Here is an 18,887-nt window from a genome sequence, read left to right as displayed (position 1 = left end):
TCACGGAATAATTCGAGTTGTATTGGCATAATACCATAAGTAAATCTTCACGATCATCACTCAATATTCAAAAATAAACGATCGATCCAAGGATATATATCTTCATACAGGCCTGAAAGATCGATATATTGGCGAGTATCCAATCAACTTATTGTGCTCATCATATTCCGGCTTGACCGAAACAACATCCCCAATCATGCCAACGGCAGGAATTGTCGCACCCGCGAGACTGGCGCCGTCGTTTCTTATGCCTGCGACAATACGGCCCTTGTCGTTCTGAATGGCAAAGACGAGCTGGCCAGCCTCCGACGATGCGCGCTGCCTAAGCGCGAGCGCGCCGTCCAGCCCCCCGAGCTCGGCAGTCTCATTGCCGTCACTTCCCGCGAAGCGCATGCTCCCCACGATGATCGGATCATAGAGGCGCGCACGACTGCCCTGCACGATCAGGTTCGCGACGCCCGGCACGTAAAAGGATTTGGGGACCGAGCCCGTCTCCGGCGTGACGACCAGAACGGTATCCCTTAGCGGCGGCCCGTGGTCATCCGCCACAACGACCCCGCCCCTGGGCGCGGTGCCGCCGATGTCGAGAAAGATGTCACAACTGCTGGTCGCACTGCCGCGGCCGCTGTGCCCTGGGTCAGCGCTCCCGATCAGCGCCTTGCGATCGCACTCGCCCTTGTCACCGACTACACGAAGGCGCGCATTCTTGGCATAGGTGCAGACCAGCGCCTCGACGGTGGCTTCCTGCGCCTGCCAGGGCTTGCCTGACGGTGCCAACCGCCGCGCCGCGGCCGACTTGCTCGATATGACATGGCAATCGACGTCGATGCCATGGACTCGTCCCAGCAGCACGTCCTTCTGGCAGTCGATCGCCTGCGCCCTGATCCGCAGCCCGGAATAAGCGCCGGGTGGAACAGGACGCGAGGCGGGCTCGCCGCCAATCGCGACCGCGGTGAAACACGCCTCCGCGAACAGCTCGACGTCCACTGCCATCTTTTTGCCGGCGAATGATACCGGGTCGATGTCTGCACCGAAGCCTTGCGCGCAACCATAGGCGAACAGCCGCGCCACGAGCCGCCCGAGGTCGCGCGTCTGCGGCAAGCATTGGATCGTCAGCGCCTTGCCGCCATCGACGAAATCGGACTTGTCGACCGAGGGAAGCTGATCGCACCAGATATCCATCAAGGTGATATTGTCGAAGCCGCCGGTGATGCTCACAGCATTTGAGCCCGAGCCCGCCCGGCCGAGCAAGTCGGCCATCAGGCGCAGGTCGCGGAAATGGAGATTGCGCAGACCGCGAAGCTGGAAGACGTCGGCGCCGCCAACCGAAGTGGTCTTGAACACCGAGGATGGGCCGCAGCCGGAAATAACAATATCCCGGCAATCGAGCAGCGCGTCGATCGCGCCGGTCTGCCGCCACGGGAAATGCGCGTCGCCGATGTCGTAGACGCCGCCAGGGTGATGGAGATCATGGCCGAAACGCAATGCGGACTGCCACGCCTCCGTTATCGCGGCCAAGAGCTGACGCGGCGCCATGGCGCCGTCGGCGCGCGCGCCGAAGGATTCGAAGGACCTGGTTTCGCGCCCAACCCCGGACGGCGGCGGGGACGCCTGCGCCTGGGCAGCGGCGGGCGAACCCGGCAGAAGAGCACCCGCCGCCGCCGCGGAGCCAGCGCCAAACAACCCCAGCGCCTTACGCCTGTCGAACCATTGTTCGTCGGTCGACACAATCCTCCGTCCCATCACCAGCCGGGTATCGCGCGCATCAAAGCCTGTCCGCTTTGGAGGCGCGCGGGCACCGGAAACGCATTAATTGCCCTTGTCGGCACCCGGACCTGCCGACGCCGGCCGCAAGCGGTCGAACACTTGCTGAAGTCGGGCGGAAATGGCCAGCGCACCTGCGGCGGATAGGTGCGCCTTGTCCATGAACAGCATGACGCCCCCTCGGGCGGCATCGCACCGTTGTCCGGCACAATAGAGATCGAACAGCGGCAGGACGGTGGCGGAACCCCGAAGCTGGCCGAGGATAGAAGCGTTCACTTCCCGATCGATCGCAGCCACGCGCCCTATATCGAAGGTCAAGCACTTGGCATTGCTCCGGCCATTGAACGCCGCGGCCTTGAGGCAGGACGCCGGGTCCGACATCGGGATCGGCGCCTGCCCGAACACCACGACGGCAATTCCGCGGGCGCGCATCGCTTGGGCAAAGCTCGCCAGCTGACCAGCGACATAGGATCGCGGATCCCCTACCCACTTGCCGCTCGCCGGCCCGGCACGGATCGTTCCGTCAGCGTAGATGTCCCACCGCGCCGCGAGAAACACCATCTTAAGCTCGGAATTGCGGGCGATATAGTCCAGTACTGCCGCGTTGAATGCGCTGCAGCCCTTCTGGATCGGATCGGCCGGTTCGAACCGGCCGGTGACCACCGGCAGGCAACGCGCCTTGGTGAACCGAGCCATGGAAAGGCCGTTGCGCACCGCCTCCGCCTCGAACAGCGGCGCGAGCTGACCCGCATGGCTGTCCCCCAGCAGCAGCGCGTTCACCGGACGGGAAGGGTCGCCGATACGGCACTGCCCGCTCACCGGAAGCGTCGAACCCTGCACAAGGCACGGCGACGCGCCAAAGGCAGACGATTCCTTCGCGATCTGTTGGGCCTGCTCGGGCGCGGCGTTGGCGCGGGACACGACACCGTGCGTGGCAAGGGTTCCCGCGCAGAGCGCAATGACCGCCAGCGTAGCGACGAATCCTATCGTGAACAGTTTGTTGCGACTCAACGCCTTCGAGCGGAACGGCTTCTCCACGAAGCGTGTCGAAAGATAGGCCACGACCACCGCGAGCACCACGACACCGCTCGCGTGCGGCAACGTCAGATCGCCGAGGGTCAGATAGCGGGCTATCGACAGCAACGGCCAATGCCAGAGGTACAGCGAATAGGAAATCAACCCGATGAAGACGAAGGGCCGCATAGAGAAAAGGCGGCCGACGCCGGTGTTCTGCGCGCAATGGATAAACAATGCCGCTCCCAGGCAGGGCGGGATCGCCGCCAATCCTGGAAAGCTTGTGCGATCGGTATAGGTAAACATGGCGATGCCGATCAGCACCACGCCGAGCAGCGCGAGAATCGAGCGCGTCGTCGGCCGCTGGATCGCTGGCACGGCCCCCACCGCCAGTAGACTGCCCGTCATCAGCTCCCAGGCCCGACCGAAGGGCAGATAGAAGTTCGCGTCGGGATTGACCTGCTGAAGGCCAATGCTGAACGCGAGCGACACGACGAACAGGAACCAGAGTACCGGCTCGAGTCCTCGCCGCCAGTATCGTGTAATCACGAACAGAAGCGGCGGAAACAGGACGTAGAACTGCTCTTCGACCGATAACGACCAAGTGTTGAGCAGCGGCTTCAATATCGATTCAGAATCGAAATAGTCCGCCTGGCGCAGGAACAGGATGTTCGACGCGAAAAAAGTCGTCGCCAGGATTTCCTTCGCCGCGGCGAACAAATGATCGGGATCGAACGAAACAAATCCGACAATGAACAACGCCAGCAGCATCATGTACAGGGCGGGAATGATTCGCCGTACGCGCCGTTCGTAGAATGTGATGAGTGAGAACTTACCGAAATTGATATCGCTGAGGATGATCGACGTGATCAGGAAGCCCGAAATCACAAAGAAGACATCGACCCCAACAAAGCCCCCGCCGAGCAGATCCTTGCTGGCATGGAATATCACGACCGGCACGACGGCCAGCGCGCGAAGCCCGTCTATCTCCGGGCGGTACTTCATGTGCGGATGCGTGGTGAGGAGCGCGGAGTCGTCAGCGGAGTCTGGCAAGGCCGACGCAGCCTGGCCCGGCAGGCCATCGCGTGCAGCCGCCTGCGTCGTCGAGTTCACAGCAGCCCGCCCCTCCGAATTCGATTCAAATTTCACGTCGGATCAGGTCTATACGTAGCAGACGCCCAGCCGTCGAGAGAGCGACCGGACATGCCGAACGCGCAACCGCAAGCGCTTACTGCGCCTCGGGCCCGCCCGGCTGCGGGCCGCCAGGGGCTCCGCCCGGACCACCAGGGCCACCCGGAGCACCGCCGCCCTGCTGCTGTTGCTGCATCATCTGCTGCATCATCATCTGGCGCAGCTGCTCGGCCGGGATCAGGTCGTTCACCTGAAGGTCGAACTGGAGGAGCTTGCCGTAGAGCGGGTGCTGCGGGCCGGCCTTGTCATAGGCGAGGCTGGACGGGATCCACACGCGCAGCTTCGAGCCCTTGCTCATCATCTTGAGCGCTTCGTCGAAGCCCGGGATCGCGCCGCCGACCTGGAGCGGAATCTCTCCGGCAGGCTGGAAGACCGTGCCGTCGCGCAGCGTGCCGGTGGTGAACACCTTCACGCCGTCGCCTTCCTGCGCCTTGGGGCCGGCGCCTTCCTTGAGCACCTGATACTCAAGGCCCGACGGCGTGGTCTGCACGCCGATCTGGCCCTTGTTCCAGGCGAGGAACTCCGCGTCGCTGCCCTTGGCCGCGACCGAAGCGCGCGTGCCGGTCCAGGCCAGCGCCACTGCGATCGCAATGGCGAGGACGAGACCGGCCCACAGCCAGACCTTGTAGCTGGATTTTACGGGCTGGAGCGGAACGGCGGTCACAGACATGCGAAAAGCTCCAGGCCGGGTATTCAGCTACCCAAAAGTCACGAAAGTCACGACACTCACGCGCGGGAGCGCGCGCGAGCGAGCGCAGGATTACCGGGCGCTGTCGCGCTCCATGCGCTTGCGCTCGAGCTTGCGGGCGCGGCGAACCGCGGCAGCACGCTCGCGAGCACGCTTCTCGCTGGGCTTCTCGTAGTGACGACGAAGCTTCATCTCGCGATACACGCCCTCGCGCTGCAGCTTCTTCTTGAGTGCGCGCAGTGCCTGGTCGACGTTGTTGTCGCGAACGATGATCTGCATAAACCCGTCAGTGCTCCGGTCAAATCAATAGAAAAGGGTTCGCCGGAACGCGAAGGTTGCGGCGTAAGGGCGGCCACCTAACAGCGTAAATCCTATTTTACAAGGGCGAACAGGCCCCACGCCCCCAGCAATACGGCGAGCCGCTCAGGCGGCCGGCTTTCCGGTGCAAAGACCAAGGCGCTTGCCATAGACGCGCATGCGGACCGCAGCATAGCCGGCCTGGCCCTTCACGCCGCTGTTCTGCTGCACGTCGACGTCATAGGCATCCTTGCCCATCGTGCCCTTGTAGAGGAGCGTGGTCTTCGCGCCATTCACCTGGGTACACTGGATCTCGACGTCGATCTTGCCGCCCTTCTGGACGAAGTGCGGGAAGGTGCAGGTGCCACCAACCTTTTCGAGCATCGTGATGTCCACGGGCGCAAGGTCGCTTGCCTTCTGGCACTTGACGGCGTGCCGTGGAATCTTCGCCGCAGCCTCCATCTGCCCGTCATGCTCCGGTCCCGGCCCGAAATCGGCCGAGACGAGCTCGGTGCCCGATTCCCAGGTGCCCGGCTGCATCGCCTGCTTGGCGCGCGCCGCCTTGGTGAGGCCCGAGACGTCCTTCATCGAGGCGTTGCTCACATCGACCTCGCCGGTGGCAGCGGCCTGGCGCTCCGCGGCGGACTGGCACCCGGCCAGCGCAAGGGCGCCGACCAGAAGGGTGGCACGCATCTTCATGAAGTCCCTCTCCAAATTCCTGGGCTTTCCACAGCCGATCCCGCCGCCAAAGACAAGACCGATCTTCGCGTTATAGTGGCGCGATGACGAGCACCGCCGCCGCCCAGCCGCCCGCCGCCCCGCCCCCGCACCGCCTGCGCTCGATCCTGGGGGGATCGGCGGGCAATCTGGTCGAATGGTATGACTGGTACGCCTATGCCGTGCTCGCGAGCTATCTCGCGCCGCATTATTTCCCCAAGGGCGCCAGCCAGGACATCAGCGCCTGGATCGTGTTCGCGATCGGATTCTTCATGCGGCCGATCGGCGGCTGGCTGATGGGCATCTATGGCGACCGGCGCGGGCGCAAGGCAGGGCTGACGCTGTCGGTGACGCTGATGTGCGCAGGCTCGCTGCTCATCGCGCTGACGCCGAGCTATTCGGAGATCGGCGTCGCCGCCACGATCGCGCTCGTCGCCGCGCGGCTGCTCCAGGGATTGAGCCTGGGCGGCGAATATGGCGCCAGCGCCACCTATCTTTCCGAAATGGCGGGCAAGAAGCACCGCGGCTTCTTCTCCAGCTTCCAATATGTCACGCTGATCTCCGGCCAGCTTGTCGCGCTGGTCGTGCTGCTCGTGCTCCAGGCGGTGATGACCGAGGCCGACCTGAAGCAATGGGGCTGGCGCATCCCCTTTGCGGTGGGCGGGGTGCTCGCGCTGGGCGTGTTCTGGCTGCGTCGCCGGCTCGCCGAGACCGAGAGCTTCGCCAAACGCGACGCGGGCAAGCAATCGAGCGCGCTGGCGCTGATCCGCGATCATCCGCGCGAGGCGGCAGTGGTGATGCTGCTCACCGCCGGCGGCACGCTCGCCTTCTACGCCTATACGATCTACCCGATCGCATTCCTCAAGAAGACCGCGGGCTTCTCGGACGCCGCGGCGACGCAGGTCAATGCGGCGGCGCTGTTCGTGTTCATGGCGATCCAGCCGCTGGCCGGCGCGCTATCGGACCGGATCGGGCGCAAGCCGCTGATGATCGGCTTCGGCATATTCGGCACGCTGCTCAGCTATCCGATCTTCGTCGCAATGGAAGGCGCGCGCGACGCGATGACTGCGTTCCTGCTGATGACCGGCGCGCTGGTGATCGTCACCGGCTATACCTCGATCAACGCGGTGGTGAAGGCCGAGCTGTTCCCCGCGCATATCCGCACTTTGGGCGTCGCCCTGCCCTATGCGCTGGCCAATGCCCTGTTCGGCGGCACGGCGCCGAGCGTGGCGCTCTGGTTCAAGCATGAGGGCTGGGAGCGCGGCTTCTACTGGTATGTCACGGCGATGATCGGCGTGTCGCTGATCACCTATCTGCGGATGCGGGACACTGCGAAACATTCGCAGATCCTCGAGGATTGATGAGTTATTGCTAATCATTAGCAAATGACCTCACTGGCCGTACCCTTCCATTGTCACCCCGGCCTTGTGCCGGGGTCCACTGCGAGGCTGGCCATGGACAAGAGGTTTGAAGTCATTGCGCAAGGCATAGTGGACCCCGGCACAAGGCCGGGGTGACGGCTGGGCATATCGCCCCTTTCCCCGGCGAAGGCCGGGGCCCAGACTAAGCCGTGCGCGGCGAAGACGCGCCAAGGGCGCGTGACTTTCAAGGACTGGGCCCCGGCCTTCGCCGGGGAAAGAAGCGTTGGCGGGAAAGAAAGTGCGGACCGTCGCGACAAACCGTTACGGGTTTTCCTTCGCCGCTCCGTCTAATGTTTCCGTGCGTTGCAGCCGTGCAATACCGGCGTTAGGCTCGGCCTCTATCTCTATGGGATGCCACAAGCAGCTTTAGCACCCGCCTTGGATATCGAGACCCGCCTGCTGATCGTCGATGACGATCCCGGAATCCGCGAACTCACCGCGGCCTTCTTGTCGCAGCACGGCTATGTCGTCGACACCGCATCGGGCGCGATCGAGATGCGCACCCTCGCCGCGCGCCACGATTATGCATTGATCATCCTCGACGTGATGATGCCGGGCGAGGATGGCCTGTCGATCCTGCGCTCGATGGACCGCGAGACCGGCCCGGCGGTGATCCTCCATTCGGTGATTGGCGAGGACATCGACCGCATCGTCGGGCTGGAGATGGGCGCGGACGATTATGTGCCCAAGCCCGCCAATCCACGCGAGTTGCTGGCGCGCATCCGCTCGGTGCTGCGCCGCAGCCAGGGCGACCGCGCCGCGCCCGCCGCGATCCCGACCCGCGCCTTCCTGCGCTTCGCCGGCTGGCGGCTCGACCCCGTGGCGCGCCAGCTCTGGGATCCGGACGATGTGATCATCAACCTGTCCGACGGCGAATTCCGCCTGTTGCTCGCGCTGGTCGAGCGGCCGCGGCGCGTGCTGACCCGCGACATGCTGCTCGATCTCTCGCGCGGCCCCAATGCCGAGCATTTCGACCGGGCGATCGACGTGCAGATGAGCCGCCTGCGCAAGAAGCTGGCCCGCCCGGGCTCGGAAGAGCTGATCCGCACGATCCGCAACGAAGGCTATATGTTCGTCACCGAGGTGACGACCAAGTGATCCAGTCCTGGACGCGCCGCTCGATCACCGTTCCCATCGTATTGCTGGTGATCGTCGCGGCGCTGATCGCGACGACGACGCAATTCACGATCATGTTCAACGGCCCGCCCCCCGGGCCGGGGCCGCTGCCGCTCATCCGTGTGGCGGAGGCGCTGCGCACCGGCACCGTGGCGCCCACGGCGCAGGCCCGGATGAGCGTGACCCGCACCACCGAGGACAAGTTCGGCCGTGCCGACGAGCGCCCCTCCCCCGAGCGCGACGCCGCGATCGCACGGCTGGCGGGCGTGCCGGTCGAGCGCGTGCACGGGCTCTATGAATTCCCGGCGCGTGACCCCGATCAGGACATGCACGGCAGCTTCACCGTGGCGCTGGCGGACGGCGATGGCTGGGTCGTTGCCTCCAGCGCGTTCCGCCCGGCCTTCACGCCCTGGCACCTCGCGCGGCTGCTGGGGATGCTCGGCACGCTGCTGGTGCTGTCGTTGCTTGCCTGGGGCGTTGCGCGCCGCATCTCGAGGCCGATCCGCGAACTGGCGGGCGCCGCCACGCGAATGCGGCTCGGTGCGCGCCAGCCGATCCCCCACAAGGGCCCGCGCGAAGTGCACGACCTCGCCCGCGCGCTAGATTCGATGCAGGAGCGCATCCTGCTCGAGGCCGAGAATCGCGGCGCGATGCTGGGCGCGATCGCGCATGACCTGGGCACGCCGCTCTCGCGGATCGCCTTCTGGGTCGAGCAGCTCCCCGATGCGGCACGCGTCCGCGCCGAGGCCGATATCGAAGAGATGCGCGCGATGCTGAAGGCGGCGCTGCGCTTCACCCGCGACGAACGCAGCGCGGCCCCGCATGAGAAGCTCGATCTGGGCAGCCTGGTCGAGAGCCTGGTCGACGATCTGGCCGCGGCAGGCACGCCGGTGGCCGCCGAGCCGGGCCCGCGCGCGGTGGTGCGCGGCGATCCGGCGAAGCTGCGGCGGCTGTTCGCCAATCTTATCGAGAATGCGGTGCGCTATGGCGAGCGCGCCGACCTCAGCTGGAGCGTGGCCGGGGGCAAGGTGGACGTGGTGGTCGAGGATGACGGGCCCGGCTTCGACCTGGCCCGCGCCGATGCACTGTTCGCGCCGTTCGTGCGCGGCGAGGCATCGCGCAACCGCGAGACCGGCGGCACCGGGCTCGGCCTGGCGATCGTCCGCTCGATCACCGAGGCGCATGGCGGCGAAGTGACGCTGGAGAATCGCGAGGGCGGCGGGCGCGTGCGGGTGCGGCTCCCCGCCTGAGCTGCAATCCGCTGCAACATTTCGCTACCCCGCGAAATCGCATCGTATGTCCGGGATGTGACTGGAGCCTTCTACCAAGGAGGCACGATGCAACATTTCGACGACCATGATCTGGGCCTCGCCCATGACCTGAAGGCCATGGAGCAGCTCGCCAGCCGCCGCCGGGCGCTCGGCTGGTTCGCAAGCGCAAGCGGCGCGGCACTGCTCGCCGCCTGCGACGGGGGATCGGGCAGCGGCACCACCGCGAGCACCGGTTCCACCGGCAGCGCGACGCCGACGCCCACCCCTTCGGCCACCGCCACCCCGACACCGACTGCGACCGCCACGAGCGGTACCTGCGTGGTCGATCCGACCGAGACCAACGGCCCCTACCCGGCCGACGGTACCAACACGTCGAGCGGGATCACCTCCAATGTGCTGACCGCCGCGAATGTGGTGCGCAGCGATATCCGTTCGAGCTTCCTCGGCAGCTCGACTGCGACGGCGGCGGGGGTGCAGGTGGTGCTGACGCTCACCCTGGTCGACGTGAACGCGGCGTGCGCGCCGCTGGCGGGCTATGCGATCTATATCTGGCACTGCGACCGCGACGGGAAATACTCGCTCTACGACCTGCCGGCAGAGAGCTATCTGCGCGGCGTGGGGGTGACCGACAGCAACGGCCAGGTGACCTTCACCACGATCTTCCCAGGCTGCTATTCGGGGCGCTGGCCGCACATCCATTTCGAGATCTTCTCGAGCGTGGCGAACGCGACGGGCGGGCGCTACGCGACGCTGGTCTCGCAGCTTGCGATGCCGAGCGCGGCGTGCAGCACGGTCTATAATGGGGCGAGCGGCTATACGACGAGCGTGCGCAACTTCGCGAGCATCAGCCTGAACAGCGACAATGTGTTCGGTGACAATAGCAGCGCGCAGATCGCCCAGCAGACGCCGGTGATGAGCGGCAGCGTGACTGCGGGCTATACGGCCACGGCAGTGATCGGCATCGCGCGATAGGGTGCCGGCGCGGCGGGCGTGATCCTAGAGGATCATGCCCCCGCCGCCGCGGATCGCCAGGACGCGGCCGATCGAATCGAACAGCGCGTCCATCGCCACCGGCTTGAACAGCACATCGTCGGCGCCCACCGCCATGCAGCGTTCGCGCAGGTCCACCGCGGTATCGGCGGTGACGACGATGATCGGTATCTCGCCCTTGGCGTCGCCCCGCGCGCGGATGCGCTGGATCGTCTCGAACCCGTCCATGCCCGGCATGCGCAGGTCGACCAGCACCACGTCGAAGCTCTCGGCCTCGAGCATCGCCAGGCCTTCCTCGGCCCAGCTGGCCTCGGCCATCGTCGCCCCCGCAACGTCGAGCATGTCCTTCACGACCCGACGGTTCATCGGATCGTCCTCGATGAAGAGGATGTTCATGCCCGCCCGCCCATGGCGACCGGTTTCCAGGAAGTGCGCGCGACCGTTTTTTTCATGTCCGGTGTGCTATCGCCCTAAGCCGCTCGAGATACAAGCGGGTCGCGACCACCCGCTTTTGAATTTTCTTCCGCAGGCGGAATGATAGCATTGATCAGGTCTGCGCCGGTAACGGGTTTTTCGATTATCCGCCCGCCACTTGCCGCAACCAGCTCATCAACGGTCTCTACATCGGGCTTGAGCCAGAGCACGAAATGCGACGTGGTCTCGCTCGCCGCGCGGAGCGCGCGAAGGGCGGATGCGGCCCCTTCGGACTCAATCTTGAGAGTCCCCTCATCGGCAAGGAGATGGCTGACACCGCCTGCCTCGAGCATCGCCAGCGCCTCAGCGACGTTTGCGGCGAAGCGGAGACGGGCGACGCGTGGCTCGAACAGCGTGCGCAGCATCGAGCGGGCGATCGGGTTCCTGTCGAGCACGACCAGATCGAGCCCGCCGGCGCACTCGCTGGTCGTGGCGGCCTCGGGCGCCTCGGCAGGGACCAGCGGCAGATCGAGGATGAAGCGCGAGCCCTGGCCGTCCTGGCTCTCCACCTGGATGTCGCCACCCAGCGCGCGGGCGAGGTTGCGGCAGATGGCGAGGCCGAGCCCGGTGCCGCCGAAGCGCCGGGTGGTGCTGGTATCGACCTGGCGGAAGCTCTCGAAGATCTCCTCGAACTTCGCGCGCGGGATGCCGATGCCAGTATCCTCGATGCTGAGCTTGAGGCGACGGGCATCGCCCTCCCCCTCACCCACTGCGCGCAGCGTGACGCCGCCCTTTTCGGTGAACTTGATCGCGTTGGAGAGCAGGTTGAACACCACCTGGCGCAGCCGCGCGGTATCGCTGACGATCCAGTGCGGCGCGTGGCTCAGTTCGAGCTTGAAGGTCAGCCCCTTGGCGCGGGCCTGCTCCTCCCAGAGGCGCGTGACTTCGCGCAGCATCGCCGTGAGGTCCATCGGCGCCGCCTCGACGGCGAGATTGCCCGTCTCCATCTTGGCGACGTCGAGAATGTCGTCGACCAGCGTGCGCATCGTGATGCCGGCGCCGTGGACGATGCCGATCCGCTCGCGGATCTGCGGCTCGAGCCTGGAATCCGAAAGCATGACCTGGGTCATCCCCAGGATGCCGTTCAGTGGCGTGCGGATCTCGTGGCTGGTCGTCGCCAGGAACTCGGTCTTGGCCTTGAGCGCCTTTTCCAGCGCGCTGTTGGTCTCGCCGAGCACGACGTTGGCGGCGCGCACGCGGTTGCGGCTCTTGCGGATCGTGACGAGCCCCCAGCCGAGCGCGCCCATCACGATCACCGTCGCCGCACCGATCAGCAGGAACAGGCTGAGCTGGTAGCGAGCGGTGCGCTCGGCCTCGTCGGCTTTCAGGCGCTCGATCCTGGTCTGCTGATCGGCCCAGTTGAACTTCGCCGCCATCAGTGCGGCGCCGGTGGTGGTGGCGACCTTCGATGCCTCGTCACCGAGCCGCTTCGCGGCCTTGAGGTGTTCGAGCGCATCATGATTGGCGCCCGCGCGATCGAATATCTCATAGGCGTAGAGATGGTCGCTGCGGAACTCGACGGTAGTCTTGGCGAGATCCATGCCGGCAAAGGTCTGGCGGATCAGCCGCACCGCCGCACCATTGTCACCCCGTTCGGAGGCGAGCACGGCGGCGGTCGCCAGCAAGTGCCGGCGCAACAGATCGGCGTCCGCCCCCTTCACCAGTTCGAAGCCGCGCGAGATCAGCTCACTGGCGAGGTCGAAATGCTTCAGCGCGACCTGGCTGCGCGCATAGTTGCTGAGAATGCGCGCCTCGAGCACCGGCTTGCCGATCTCGCGCGCGATGCGCAGCGCCTCTTCATATTCGCGCGCCGCCTCGACGTTGCGGTCCATCGCGAACAGCACGTTGCCGCGATTATTGTGCAGCGAGAGCGAGAGCACCGGATCGCCGTCATAGAGATCGGCGGCCTGGCGGAAATATTGCTCGGCACGGCCATTGTCATTTGCCGAGCTGTAGAGCGATGCGATGTTCTGCAGCGCGACGGCCTGGCTGCGCGCTTCCTTGACCTCGCCAAAGATGCGGAATGCGTTCTGGTAGCTGTCGAGCGCGCGCACCGCCTGGTCGAGTGCCATGAACAGCGCTCCCTGCGACATCAGCAGGTCGCCACGCAACTTGATCGGCTCCTGGATCGCGTTGATCAAGCCAAGCCCGTCGGCGATCAACGGCTCGGCCTTGGCCGGTTCGTCGTTGCGCAGATGCGCCTCCGCCGACAGCCAGCGCGCAGTGGCCTGGGCGAGCGCGCGCTGCCGGGAATCGGGCAACTTGCGGGCAAGCAGATCGATCGTCGCGGCGTGGCGCAGCGCCTCCGCTTGATCGCTCATCATGCTGTCCTTCGCCGCCTGGATCTCGGCGGTGATGGCCGGCGTAAAGGCAGGCGCGGCACCGGGCGATGTCTGGGCGAGCGCCGGGACCACGGCAAACAACGCCAGAAGCGCGAGGAAATGGCGCAAGGCGGCGCGCATCAGGCGCGCTTCCAGAAACTCTCGGGGCGAACGAACGAGGTCGGCGACCCGCCCGCATTGTCGAGATGGCCGTCGTCGATCATGAACTTGCGGAAGGCGTCGAGCCCGAGCGGGCGCGAGATCAGGAAGCCCTGGACCATGTCGCAGCCCATCACGCTGAGCAGCGCCAGCGCGGACGGCGTCTCGACGCCCTCGGCGGTGACTTCCATCTCGAGCGCATGGGCGAGGTCGATCGTCGAGCGCACGATCAGCGGATCGCGGTTGCTGCTGGTGAGCTGCATGACGAACATCTTGTCGATCTTCAGCTCTTTGGCTGGCAGCTTCTTGAGATAGGCGAGCGAGGAGAGTCCCGCGCCATAATCGTCGATCGCCAGCGTCACGCCGCTGTCGGCAAACCATTGCAGGTGGCGGATCGCGCTTTCGGGATCGCGGATGACCGCGGTCTCGGTGATTTCGAAGCCCAGCTTGGCATCGGTATTCGCCAGCATCTCGCAGACTTCGTTGACGAAACCGGGATCGGCCAGCAGCTGGCCCGAGATGTTCACGAAGAGCAGCAGGTCGAACCCGTCGGCGCGCAGCTTCTTCTGGTCCTCGATCACCTGGCGCAGCGTCCACAGCGTGAGCGCAGAGATTTCGCCCGACTGCTCGGCAACCGCGATAAAATCGCCCGGCAGGATCAGCCCGCGGGTAGGATGCTGCCAGCGGACCAGCGCTTCGGCGCTGGCGATCTCCTGGCGGCGGACATGCACCTTGGGCTGGTATTGCAGGAACATCTCGCCCCCGGCGATCGCCCGCGGCAGTTCGCGCATCAGGGTGAGCTTGTCGAAGGCGAGATCGGCGCGGGTGAGATCGAGCATCACCACCCGGCCATCGGCGCGCGCCTGATCGAGCGCGGATTCGGCGGCCTCGGCGAGGAGAACCTCGTCATCCTCGACCGAAGGCGCTGCAGCAACACCGAAATGCATCTGGAGCTGGTGCGGCTCGCCATCAAGGTCGAGCGTGCGCAGGAAACCCTTGCGGATCCGGTCGATCTCATCGGCGGCGGCTTCGGGCGATTCCCGCTCGAAGGCGATCTCGATGATTGCGCGGCCGGCGGCAGCGATTCGGGCGTCTGGGACCAGCGTGGTGATTCGCCGGGCGACGTCCAGAACCAGCGAATCGGCGCGCGCACGGCCGAGATGGCGGCGCAGCGACGCAAAATTCGCAATCTCGCACAGTCCCAAAACGTGCCAGTAGCGCCCTTCGACGTGACGATCGTTACTTGCCCGGTGCAATTCGCCCCGGCGCGGCCTGGCCCGGCGCTCGACGCGCCCACCACTATCGCTCCGGCTTTCCCGCACTTCATGGGACAGCACGAATTCCCTCGCGATTTCCGCGTGTTCCGCGGATTTCGCGACCGCGCTGAATGCAGCGCTGGTCGGGTTCCCCAAAGGCTCTTTGCGTGCCGACATGCCCCTTTTGCCTAAGCGGTGACCCTTGAAGGAACCGTTAAATCAAGCCGCCAAAGTGATTTCGATCGCGCCAATTCCGCAGAAATCCTGATTGATTCATTGTTAAGTGATCTTTAACCATCCGAATCGCGCATCCGTGCGCACCGATGGGAGATTAGAAATGTCTGCGTTTTTCACCCTTCTGTTCCGTGACGGCGGCGGCAACGACATCCGTCCGTTCTAACGAACGTTCATCCGGGCCGGCGGTGGAGCGATCTCAATTGAGGTCGTGCTGACCGGCCCGGACGACAAACAGAAAGGCGGCCTCGAGCCGCCTTTTTTATTGCCTGGCGTACGGAGAGAGCCACGATCGCGCCCTTGCCCCGGGCGCTGGCGTCGCTATCTGCGCTTCAGACTTTCTTCCCAAGGGGATCCACGTTGCGCATCGCGATGATCGGCACGGGCTATGTCGGCCTGGTTTCCGGCGCCTGTTTCTCGGACTTCGGCCATGAAGTGGTGTGCGTCGACAAGGACGCGCGCAAGATCGAGCTGCTCCACCAGGGCGTGATGCCGATCTACGAGCCGGGCCTCGACGCACTGGTCGCGTCGAACGTGAAGGCGGGGCGCCTGTCCTTCACCACCGATCTGGCCGAAGGCGTGAAGGATGCCGACGCGGTGTTCATCGCCGTCGGCACGCCCAGCCGGCGCGGCGATGGCCATGCCGATCTGAGCTATGTCTTCGCTGCCGCCCGCGAGATCGCCGAGAACCTGACTGGGCCGGCCGTGATCGTCACCAAGTCGACCGTACCGGTGGGCACGGGCGACGAAGTCGAGCGGATCCTGCGCGAAGTGGCGTCCGGCGCCGCCGCGAAGGTCGTTTCCAACCCCGAATTCCTGCGCGAAGGCGCGGCGATCGAGGACTTCAAGCGCCCCGACCGCGTGGTAGTCGGCACCGATGACGAAGAAGCGCGCGATGTGATGCGTGCCATCTATCGCCCGCTGTCGCTCAACCAGAGCGCGCCGATCCTGTTCACCGGCCGCCGCACCAGCGAGCTGATCAAATATGCCGCGAACGCGTTCCTGGCGGTGAAGATCACCTTCATCAACGAGATCGCCGACCTGTGCGAGGAAGTGGGCGCCGACGTGCAGGAAGTCGCGCGCGGCATCGGCATGGACAACCGCATCGGCGGCAAGTTCCTCCATGCAGGCCCCGGCTATGGCGGCTCGTGCTTCCCCAAGGACACGCTGGCGCTGCTCAAGACCGCAGGCGACAACGAAACCCCTCTCCGGATCGTCGAGGCCACCGTGCAGGTGAACGACGCCCGCAAGCGCGCGATGGGCCGCAAGGTCATCAAGGCAATGGGCGGCGACATCCGCGGCAAGACCGTCGGCCTGCTCGGCCTCACCTTCAAGCCCAACACCGACGATATGCGCGACGCGCCGAGCCTTTCGATCGTCGCGGCGCTGGAGGATGCCGGCGCCACGGTGAAGGCCTATGATCCCGAAGGCTTCGAACAGGCGCGGCCGCTGCTGCCCAATGTCGAATTCAGCGAGAGCGCCTATGCCGCGGCGGACGGCGCCGATGCGCTGGTGATCGTGACCGAGTGGGACGCCTTCCGCGCGCTCGACCTGAGCCGGATCAAGTCGCTGCTCAAGACGCCGCTGCTCGTCGACCTGCGCAATATCTATCCGCCCGCCGATGCCGCACGTGCCGGCCTGACGCTGGTCGGCGTCGGCAAGCCGAAGCGCGCCTGAGCCACGCTCTTCCGGGGAGGAAAGCAATGAAGGCCAGCCTGCTGCAGATGACGAGCGGGATCGATCCGTCCGCCAATGCACGCGTGATCGCCGAGGGCGTGGCGCGCGCGGCGGCGGAAGGCAGCGCGATGCTATTCACGCCGGAAATGTCAGGCCTGCTCGACGGCAATCGCGAGCGCGCGCGCAGCAATGTGGTGGCGGAGGCGGACGACCGCGTTCTCGCCGCGACGCGCGAGGCAGCTGCGAAACATGGCGTCTGGGTGCACCTCGGCTCGCTGGCGGTGCTCGGCGAGAGCGGCAAGTTCCTCAATCGCGGCTTCGTGATCGACGGCACCGGCGAAATCCGGGCGAGCTACGACAAGCTCCACCTGTTCGATGTCGACCTGCCCACCGGCGAGAGCTGGCGCGAATCCAACACCTATTGTCCCGGCGAGCGCGCGATCGTGGTCGACACGCCGATCGGCAGGCTCGGCCTCGCCATCTGCTATGACATGCGCTTTCCGGACCTGTTCCGCGCGCTGAGCGATGCGGGCGCCACCGCCCTTTCCGTCCCCGCCGCCTTCACCCGGCCCACGGGCCAGGCGCATTGGCACCTGCTGCTGCGCGCGCGTGCGGTGGAAGCCGCCGCCTTCGTCATCGCGGCGGCGCAGACCGGCGTGCACGAGGATGGCCGCGCCACCTATGGCCATTCGCTGGTGATCGATCCCTGGGGCGAAATTCTGCTCGACATGGGCGAAGAAGCCGGGCTTGGCTCGGCCGAGATCGACCCTGCCCGCGTCGAAGACGTCCGTTCGCGCGTTCCGGTACTGCGCCACCGCCGGCCCATCCCTCCCGTCGAGACCTTTGCATGAGCACCAAGACCGAAAATACCAAGGTGTCGGCTCCGATCGAGGATCGCCAGCAGCTGATCGACTATTTCGCCGGGGGCGAGAAGCCGGGCGAACAGTGGCGGATCGGCACCGAGCACGAGAAGTTCGTATTCTCGACCCAGGATCATCACGCGCCAAGCTATGACGAGCAGGCTGGCATCCGCGCCTTGCTCGACGGGCTGACCAGCTATGGCTGGAAGCCGGTGCTTGAGGGCGACAATGTGATCGCACTTTCGGGGCCGGACGGCACGGTGAGCCTGGAGCCCGCCGGCCAGCTCGAGCTTTCGGGCGCGCCGCTCGAGAATCTCCACGAGACCTGCAACGAGACCGGGCGCCATCTGGAGCAGGTCAAGCAGGTCGGCGACAAGCTGGGGATCAACTTCCTCGGCCTCGGCATGTGGCCCGACAAGACACGTGCCGAGCTGCCGATCATGCCCAAGGGCCGCTATGGCATCATGCTCCGCCACATGCCGCGGGTCGGCAATCTCGGCCTCGACATGATGCTGCGCACCTGCACGATCCAGGTGAACCTCGATTACGCCACCGAGGTGGACATGGTGCAGAAGTTCCGCGTCGGGCTGGCGCTGCAGCCGCTGGCGACGGCGCTGTTCGCCAACTCGCCCTTCACCGAGGGCAAGCCCAATGGCTTCCTCAGCTATCGCTCGCATATCTGGTCGGACACCGATCCGGCGCGGACCGGCATGCTGCCTTTCGTGTTCGAGGACGGCTTCGGCTATGAGCGCTATGCCGAGTATGCGCTCGATGTGCCGATGTACTTCGTCTACCGCGACGGGAAATATATCGACGCCGCCGGGCAGAGCTTCCGCGACTTCCTGAAGGGTGAGTTGCCCGCCTATCCGGGCCAGAAGCCAACGATCGACGACTGGGCGGACCATCTCTCCACGGCCTTCCCCGAAGTACGGCTCAAGACCTTCCTCGAGATGCGCGGCGCCGATGGCGGGCGCTGGGGCCGGATCTGCGCGCTACCCGCCTTCTGGGTCGGCCTGCTCTATGATCAGGGTGCGCTCGACGCGGCATGGGACCTGGTCAAGGGCTGGTCGATGGAAGGCCGCGAGGAACTGCGTAGCGCGGTGCCCAAGCTGGCGCTCGACGCGCCGCTGCCGGGTGGCGGCAAGCTCAAGGACATCGCCGGCGAGGTTCTCGACATCGCGACGGCGGGCCTCAATGCGCGGGCGCGGTTCAACGCCTCGGGCGACAATGAGAGCGGCTTCCTCGACCCGCTGCGCGAAGTGGTGCGCACCGGCAAGGTGCCCGCGCAGGTGCTGCTCGACCGCTACAATGGCGACTGGGGCGGCGACATCACCCGCGTCTACGAAGAAGCGCGCTTCTGATATCGCCCATGCCCGGCACTTATGGGCCGGGCGCCGCTGGGCATGGCACAGGCCCGACCGCCTGCTGTAGGGAACG

15 protein-coding genes are annotated in these 18,887 nt (G+C 65.6%); 7 read left to right on the top strand and 8 right to left on the bottom strand.

The window, feature by feature from the left end:
* Positions 1–102: 102 nt before the first annotated feature.
* From HZY97_RS00425 to HZY97_RS00405, 5 genes are all read right to left on the bottom strand, one after another.
* Positions 103–1,728 (bottom strand): hypothetical protein, encoded by a 1,626-nt coding sequence (locus tag HZY97_RS00425; RefSeq protein WP_180139238.1) that lies wholly within the window; start codon positions 1,726–1,728, stop codon positions 103–105.
* 81 nt (positions 1,729–1,809) lie between these two features.
* Positions 1,810–3,891: an acyltransferase family protein gene (locus tag HZY97_RS00420; RefSeq protein WP_180139235.1), complete on the bottom strand. Its 2,082-nt coding sequence runs from the start codon at positions 3,889–3,891 to the stop codon at positions 1,810–1,812.
* Positions 3,892–4,006: 115 nt separating this feature from the next.
* Positions 4,007–4,639 carry an FKBP-type peptidyl-prolyl cis-trans isomerase gene (locus HZY97_RS00415; RefSeq protein WP_180139232.1) on the bottom strand — a complete coding sequence of 211 codons (633 nt, stop codon included), beginning with the start codon at positions 4,637–4,639 and terminating at the stop codon, positions 4,007–4,009.
* A 90-nt stretch (positions 4,640–4,729) separates the two neighbouring features.
* Entirely contained in the window at positions 4,730–4,936 is a 207-nt protein-coding gene (rpsU, locus tag HZY97_RS00410) for a 30S ribosomal protein S21 (protein ID WP_010545388.1), read from the bottom strand.
* Positions 4,937–5,080: 144 nt separating this feature from the next.
* Positions 5,081–5,653 (bottom strand): DUF3617 family protein, encoded by a 573-nt coding sequence (locus tag HZY97_RS00405; protein ID WP_180139229.1) that lies wholly within the window; start codon positions 5,651–5,653, stop codon positions 5,081–5,083.
* A gap of 83 nt (positions 5,654–5,736) precedes the next feature.
* On the opposite strand from HZY97_RS00405, the gene HZY97_RS00400 reads away from it, so the two are divergent.
* The 4 genes from HZY97_RS00400 (at position 5,737) to HZY97_RS00385 (ending at position 10,451) form a co-directional block, all read left to right on the top strand.
* Entirely contained in the window at positions 5,737–7,032 is a 1,296-nt protein-coding gene (locus HZY97_RS00400; RefSeq protein WP_180139226.1) for an MFS transporter, read from the top strand.
* A gap of 411 nt (positions 7,033–7,443) precedes the next feature.
* Positions 7,444–8,190, top strand: a complete 747-nt coding sequence (locus tag HZY97_RS00395; RefSeq protein ID WP_180139223.1) for a response regulator — start codon at positions 7,444–7,446, stop codon at positions 8,188–8,190.
* Entirely contained in the window at positions 8,187–9,458 is a 1,272-nt protein-coding gene (locus HZY97_RS00390) for an ATP-binding protein (RefSeq protein WP_373684239.1), read from the top strand. The genes HZY97_RS00395 and HZY97_RS00390 overlap by 4 nt, the downstream gene beginning before the upstream one ends.
* 87 nt (positions 9,459–9,545) lie before the next feature.
* Positions 9,546–10,451, top strand: coding sequence for an intradiol ring-cleavage dioxygenase (locus HZY97_RS00385; RefSeq protein WP_180139220.1), 906 nt, complete (start codon positions 9,546–9,548; stop codon positions 10,449–10,451).
* A 24-nt stretch (positions 10,452–10,475) separates the two neighbouring features.
* Here the strand turns inward: HZY97_RS00385 and HZY97_RS00380 are convergent, their stop codons facing one another.
* The 3 genes from HZY97_RS00380 to HZY97_RS00370 all read right to left on the bottom strand — a co-directional run bounded on the left by HZY97_RS00380 (position 10,476) and on the right by HZY97_RS00370 (position 14,628).
* Positions 10,476–10,865, bottom strand: coding sequence for a response regulator (locus HZY97_RS00380; RefSeq protein WP_180139217.1), 390 nt, complete (start codon positions 10,863–10,865; stop codon positions 10,476–10,478).
* A 74-nt stretch (positions 10,866–10,939) separates the two neighbouring features.
* On the bottom strand, positions 10,940–13,405 hold the full coding sequence (locus HZY97_RS00375; RefSeq protein ID WP_180139214.1) for an ATP-binding protein: 2,466 nt from the start codon (positions 13,403–13,405) through the stop codon (positions 10,940–10,942).
* Entirely contained in the window at positions 13,405–14,628 is a 1,224-nt protein-coding gene (locus HZY97_RS00370; RefSeq protein WP_373684302.1) for an EAL domain-containing protein, read from the bottom strand. The genes HZY97_RS00375 and HZY97_RS00370 overlap by 1 nt, the downstream gene beginning before the upstream one ends.
* Positions 14,629–15,273: 645 nt before the next feature.
* Between HZY97_RS00370 and HZY97_RS00365 the strand changes: the two genes are divergently transcribed.
* The 3 genes from HZY97_RS00365 to HZY97_RS00355 are packed head-to-tail and all read left to right on the top strand — an operon-like array spanning position 15,274 to position 18,811.
* Positions 15,274–16,590, top strand: a complete 1,317-nt coding sequence (locus tag HZY97_RS00365) for a UDP-glucose/GDP-mannose dehydrogenase family protein (protein WP_180139209.1) — start codon at positions 15,274–15,276, stop codon at positions 16,588–16,590.
* Positions 16,591–16,616: 26 nt separating this feature from the next.
* A complete protein-coding gene (locus HZY97_RS00360) occupies positions 16,617–17,441 on the top strand; it encodes a carbon-nitrogen hydrolase family protein (protein ID WP_180139205.1) in 825 nt (274 codons plus the stop codon).
* Positions 17,438–18,811, top strand: a complete 1,374-nt coding sequence (locus HZY97_RS00355; protein ID WP_180139202.1) for a glutamate--cysteine ligase — start codon at positions 17,438–17,440, stop codon at positions 18,809–18,811. Before HZY97_RS00360 ends, HZY97_RS00355 begins: the two co-directional genes overlap by 4 nt.
* Positions 18,812–18,887 lie beyond the last annotated feature (76 nt).

This window comes from Sphingomonas sp. R-74633 (assembly GCF_013416555.1).
GTDB lineage: Bacteria > Pseudomonadota > Alphaproteobacteria > Sphingomonadales > Sphingomonadaceae > Sphingomonas.
Note: the sequence above shows the minus strand (reverse complement) of the source record. Positions and strands in the feature narration are given on the sequence as shown.